Source organism: Bacillus sp. GMa5/1, from assembly GCF_050172015.1.
Lineage (GTDB): Bacteria > Bacillota > Bacilli > Bacillales > Bacillaceae_G > Bacillus_A > Bacillus_A cereus.
Map to the genome: position 1 here is coordinate 1 of NZ_JBNLYC010000229.1, position 5,509 is coordinate 5,509.

Sequence of the window (5,509 nt, forward strand, 5' to 3'; positions counted from 1 at the left end):
TTAATGTAAAAAAAACAAATGAAGAGTTAATTATTTCATGGCAATTGGCGGAGATTACAATTCCATTACGTGATGTGATTGAGGTTACCGAAGATGCTACCTATGCTGGTGTTGAAGAAGTAGATGTAATACGTATTGGAACAGCTTATGGGACAACAGACCGTATTTTAATTAAAACAGTAAAACAAAATTATGTATTGTTTACTACAAATAAAGTTGCTATTTTAAATGCCATTCACGCTTAAATATAGGAGTCTTCTTGGCTAAAATGATAAAAATAAGCACATCTTGTTATAAAAACAGATGTGCTTATTTTTTAATTTCTATGCATTTTTACGTTTTAAGAAAATCACTCCACCAACAATTAACAGTAATGCTCCTGTGGCCATAGAGATCCAACTTGTAAGATTAGTACCTGTTTGCGGTAACCATCCAATTTTAGATTGAATTTCTTTCTTAAGTTGTGGTTGTTCTTTTACTTGCTCGTTAGGTTGCTCTGGTGTTGGCGTATTTTTACCTGAATTTGGCTGTTCTGGTTTTGGTTGTTCCGATTTTCCCTCTTTAAATTTCACTGTTTGTCCCTTATCTTCAATTTCAGCGTGAATAGCTACTAATATATTATCTTGATACAGTTCTTCAAATACTACTACTTCTTTACCTTGTAATACAGAAGCATTAAATGTGAAATCTAGTGTGATAGAACCATTTTTCTCTTTAGCAGTAAACTTAGATTCTACTGTTACTTCTTTACCATCAACTAATAATGGCTTGTTTGTTGCTTTATCCACTAGTTTACCTTTTACTACGTACTCTTTACCCACGATTAAGTCTTTGTATTCCACTTTATCTTGGATTGTTACAGTTTTAGAAGCGTCTAACTCTTTAGAACCATCAGCTTTATTTGTAGCTGTCGTTTTAATAGAAGGCTCTACAAATCGAACTGTTTGACCTACATCGTTAATATCAGCGTGAGTTACAATTACTTGCCCTTCATGTAATAAGTCTTCGAACACAACTACTTCTCTTCCTTGCTGTTCAGCACCAACAAAAGTAAAGTCTAATGTTACAAAACCGTTCTTTTCTTTTGCAGTAAATTTAGTCTCAGCTGTTACTTCTTTACCATCAATTAGTAATGGTTTGTTAATAGCTTTGTTCATTAATTTTCCTTTTACAGTGTACTCTTTACCTACAACTAAGTTAGTGTACTCCACTTTATCCTGGATTGTGATAGAATCCTTTGAATGAATCTCTTTTCCACCATCAGCTTTGTTTGTAGCAGTTGTTTTTACTGATGGCTTAACGAACTTAACTGTTTGATCTTTATCATTGATATCAGCATGTGTCGTAACAACTTTTCCGTCTTTCAGTAACTCTTCAAATACTACTACTTCTTTTTCTTCTAAACCAGTTGCATCAAATGTGAAGTCTAATGTAATAGAACCATTTGCTTCTTTTGGTGTAAACTTCGTTTCAGCTGTTACTTCTTTACCATTTACAACGAATGGTTTATTAGTCTTTTTATCCATTAATTTACCTTTTAAAGTGTACTCTTTACCTACTTGTAGGTCTTTGAATTCCACTTTATCTTGGATTGTTACAGACTTAGAAGTGTGCATTTCTTTTGTACCATCTTTTTTATCAGATGCTGTTGTTTTAATTGAAGGAATCTTCTCATCTTTGACAACGTGTTTAATGATTTGACCATTCTCTTTAATTTCAAAAGAAAACGTTTCTTCATTTAATACATAACCGTTTGGTGCAACAGTTTCTTTATATGTGTATTTTCCAAATGGTAACTTTTCAAATTTAGCGATTCCTTTATCGTCTGTTTTTCCTTTTACTACTTCTTTTCCTGCTTCGTTATAAATCGTAAATTCTGCATTTGGAAGCTTGTTATTTCCATCAGCTACATCTACCTTTGTAATTTCTAGATCACCTTTGATAAGATGATTAACTGCCAATAACTCAATAACCTTTCCATGTTCCTTTATTTCGAACATAATCGGTTCTTTAACAAGAACGTAACCATTTGGAGAAGCCTTTTCTACAAATGAATATTTACCATACGCTAAATCTTTGACGTTAATCTCACCATTTTTATCTGTCTTATATTCCCCAACTACTTTTCCACTTGCATCTTTTAGCTCGAATGCTGCACCTTCTAATTTTTTACTAATATCTTCATTATCTACTTTTAGTAATTTTACACTACCTTTCACTTCGGTATTTTCCACTGTAAAAGTAAGTGTTTTATTGTGCTCTTTAATTTCAAAAGGATACTTTGTTTTATTTCCAATATATCCATTAGGTGTTTTTGTCTCTAAGAAATAATATTTACCATACGTAAGATCTTCAACGTTTGCAATTCCATTTTCTTTTGTTACTACTTTTTTCACTTCTTTTCCATCTTCAGTGAAGACTGTGAATTCAACATTTGGTAAAATCTTTCCTGAATCACTAAGCTTTTTAATTTCGATGTTACCTTTTACTTTGTTATTTACTATTTGGACAGCTCCTGTTTCCCCTGTCTTAACTTCAATAGTTTGTGGTTTATCATCTGAAACATAGCCTGTTGGTGCTTTAATTTCTTTTAATGTGTAAGTACCAATTGGTAAGTTGTTTAATTCTGCCATACCATCAGCACCAGTCGTGATTTTTCCGACTGATTCATTATTTGCATTAAAGACCTCAAATACTGCACCAGCTAAAACTTCTCCATTTTCTCCAACCTTTTTAATTTTTAAAGAACCAGCTGCTTCCCAATTTACTGCAAGATCACTACTAAGCTTTTCTTCATTTCTCTCTAATAGTACTGTAGCATTCTGAACAGTATCCGTACCACGATAAGCAATTGCTTGAACTTTAGTTAAATTAGCAGCAACACTTAAATTAAATTCACCCGTTTTTGTATTCGTAGGAATTTGGATACGAAATTTTTCTCCAACTAAAAGCTGATCTTTCACTTCTCCATTTTCACTAACAATTCTAACTCCATTAGGTGCATTTTTCACTACTACCTTATAAGAACCACTCTTAGCATTTGTTTGTACTGAATATAGATTTGTTTCGAAGAATTCACCCTTTAATTCTGCTTTTTGCTTTTCAGCAGGAATCACATTCATAAAAACATCTTGAGTCTCTTCACTATTGTTAGCATTACTAATAATAGCCTTAGCTGCTTTTTCAACATTTTTATTCTCATGTGTTAATTCATTTACATCGAGTTGACCTAATGCATTCCAAACCGCAAGTTGCGTTGCATAATGCGCTTCATTTTTATTAGCTACTCCCAGCTGTTCAGCACTTTTTTGCGGGAAACCATTTAATAAGACTCTATATACTACATTATCTGTTTTCCCCATTTCAGGAAGATCTTCACCATTTGGTGATTTTAATCCAAGGGTTAAGCAATAAGCAATTTGACCACTTGAATTTTTAATCATTTCAGTGCGAATGTACTTACCTAGACTATTACTATAACTCCAGTCCATTGAATATTTCTCATGCGTCATAACCTCTGCACTAGCCCTAGGTAAAAATACATTAAGGAATAATGCCAGTACTGATAATAATGTAAAAACTCTTATAATGACTCTCTTACCCAATTTTGTAACCTCCCTAAAATAAATTAATCCGAGTATATATCGCAATATCTAAAACATTCACGATCGACCCAATTATCATTATAAAACAATAAATTACAAATATTAAATAATTTTAATAAAATAGTCAAAAAATTTACACATTTTATTATTTATCAAGTTTTTTAACGAATTTACTATATACAAATTCTAAAACACGCCTACAATTTAAAAGACAAATATGTATGTTAAATATATAAATAGCAATTCCTTTACTCCAGTTATTAAGCTTTCCCCTATTAAAAATAGCCTTTTCATTTTCTTGTTAACCTGAGTAATTTATACACCTCTTTTAATCTATTACACTCCTCCATTTAAATATAAAGGTGACTTCTCGTTCAAATAATAAAGTGAAACTTTAATCCGCCCGATTCCCACCTAACTGCTTTGCTTTCATTGAATTTTTGGGCGGGAGTCTTACTGCCCAAAAATAACGGGATATATTATGCAATATTGCATTTGATAATCATTTTCATTGTAACTATAATGATTACAGGATTACTATTAATCTAATATTCTACATGGAGGTTTTATTATGTTTAAAAAAATTATTGTATCTTCTATGGCGCTTACTATGTTCGGTGGAGCTGCAACTATGCTAGAGGCACCTACTGCTCAAGCAGCTTCTTATAACTCAACGTCATCCTCTTACTTTGATGTCACTCCTGAAGAGGCCGTGGCTTTCTATCAATCTCAAGACTATAAAAAATTAAAAGTATTTTTGGATGACTTTGAAGCTAGAAACCCTTATACTCCAGGTGGAGGCTACGCTCAAGGGAGTGTACGTATGCAAAAATTCAACGATGCTCTTAGAGATGCCAAATTAACAAATGTCTACCAAGAATTTATTAGAATCTCATACTATAATCATTATCCAGAACCAAAATAATAACAACGGATTAAATGTTTATTATTTCTATAACTTAGCCTAATTTTAAATGTATAACCTAAAAATAATTACTAAAAACCACTCATATAAGGGTGGTTTTTCTATTTCCCCATATAATTTAGCAGAATGTTACATCATCTTTATTTAAATATCTTTTATAGTAGACATTCTCTCGTTGACACAATCTAGTAGGTTAGCAATGGGGATATCAAAATATATTTATAATTATTTTCTGTTTAATAGCAAAAAACGAACACCCTCTCACAATTAGATAAGGTGCTCGTTTTCATTTTTATCGGTAATTCTCAATTCATTTTAGCTTCTTTCCAATAAGCAAAGATTAAATTAACTTAAAAACAAAGCGTTTTAAATTTAATTCATAGATCTTACTGAAACTTGGAATTGCCCCTTAGAACCATCATCATTTGAAACGTAAATTTTATATGTTCCATTCGGTAATGGAGATAAAGCATTCCGTACATTTGTAACATTAATTTGTTGTTCTCCAGGTTTTATATAACCACCAACAATTAGCTCTGTATTTGGACCTTTTACACTATATCCCATTGTATTTTGACCATTATTTTTCATAGAGAAGCTTAAGTCAGTACTCCCATCATATACGAAAGAAGTTACAGCCTCGCCACTATAATTCATTGTTTGGGTTAATAATAAGTCTGCAGAAACATGTTCAACTACATGAATTGGATCATTCGTTTTGTGTACTTCTTCAGCATAAGTATTATTCCCTAACACACCAAGTGTTAATGCTGAAACTACTCCACAACTAAGCACTAGTTTATTTAACTTCATTTTAAGTTCCCCCTTGATGTTTGTATTCTATTACCATCATACATCCTTTTTTAAGTGCGTTTTTATGTAATAATTCATATCTATAAACCTATATATTTTAACTTTTCGCCTTAATAGTTATTGAGAAAGCCCCATAGATAAAGCTACAATATTACACTTCATAAAA

Annotated in this window: 4 protein-coding genes; 2 read left to right on the top strand and 2 right to left on the bottom strand. The window is 31.8% G+C overall.

The annotated features are described in order from the left end of the window. A partial coding sequence (locus ACQGSG_RS26060) for a hypothetical protein (protein WP_426948362.1) occupies window positions 1-245 on the top strand: 245 nt, incomplete at its 5' end. Window positions 246-323: 78 nt separating this feature from the next. Here ACQGSG_RS26060 and ACQGSG_RS26065 read toward each other — a convergent pair. Next, window positions 324-3,605: a VaFE repeat-containing surface-anchored protein gene (locus ACQGSG_RS26065; RefSeq protein WP_426948364.1), complete on the bottom strand. Its 3,282-nt coding sequence runs from the start codon at window positions 3,603-3,605 to the stop codon at window positions 324-326. Window positions 3,606-4,176: 571 nt separating this feature from the next. Here ACQGSG_RS26065 and ACQGSG_RS26070 point away from each other — a divergent pair. After that, window positions 4,177-4,530 carry a hypothetical protein gene (locus ACQGSG_RS26070; RefSeq protein WP_000473483.1) on the top strand — a complete coding sequence of 118 codons (354 nt, stop codon included), beginning with the start codon at window positions 4,177-4,179 and terminating at the stop codon, window positions 4,528-4,530. Between the two features lie 372 nt (window positions 4,531-4,902). Here the strand turns inward: ACQGSG_RS26070 and ACQGSG_RS26075 are convergent, their stop codons facing one another. Then, window positions 4,903-5,343 (bottom strand): hypothetical protein, encoded by a 441-nt coding sequence (locus ACQGSG_RS26075; RefSeq protein ID WP_000773525.1) that lies wholly within the window; start codon window positions 5,341-5,343, stop codon window positions 4,903-4,905. Between the last annotated feature and the right edge of the window lie 166 nt (window positions 5,344-5,509).

What these genes read in the sequence shown, in the direction of transcription:
- ACQGSG_RS26070 (WP_000473483.1), top strand. Translation starts at nt 4,177, where the DNA reads ATGTTTAAAAAAATTATTGTATCTTCTATGGCGCTTACTATGTTCGGT.
- ACQGSG_RS26075 (WP_000773525.1), bottom strand. Translation starts at nt 5,343, where the DNA reads ATGAAGTTAAATAAACTAGTGCTTAGTTGTGGAGTAGTTTCAGCATTA.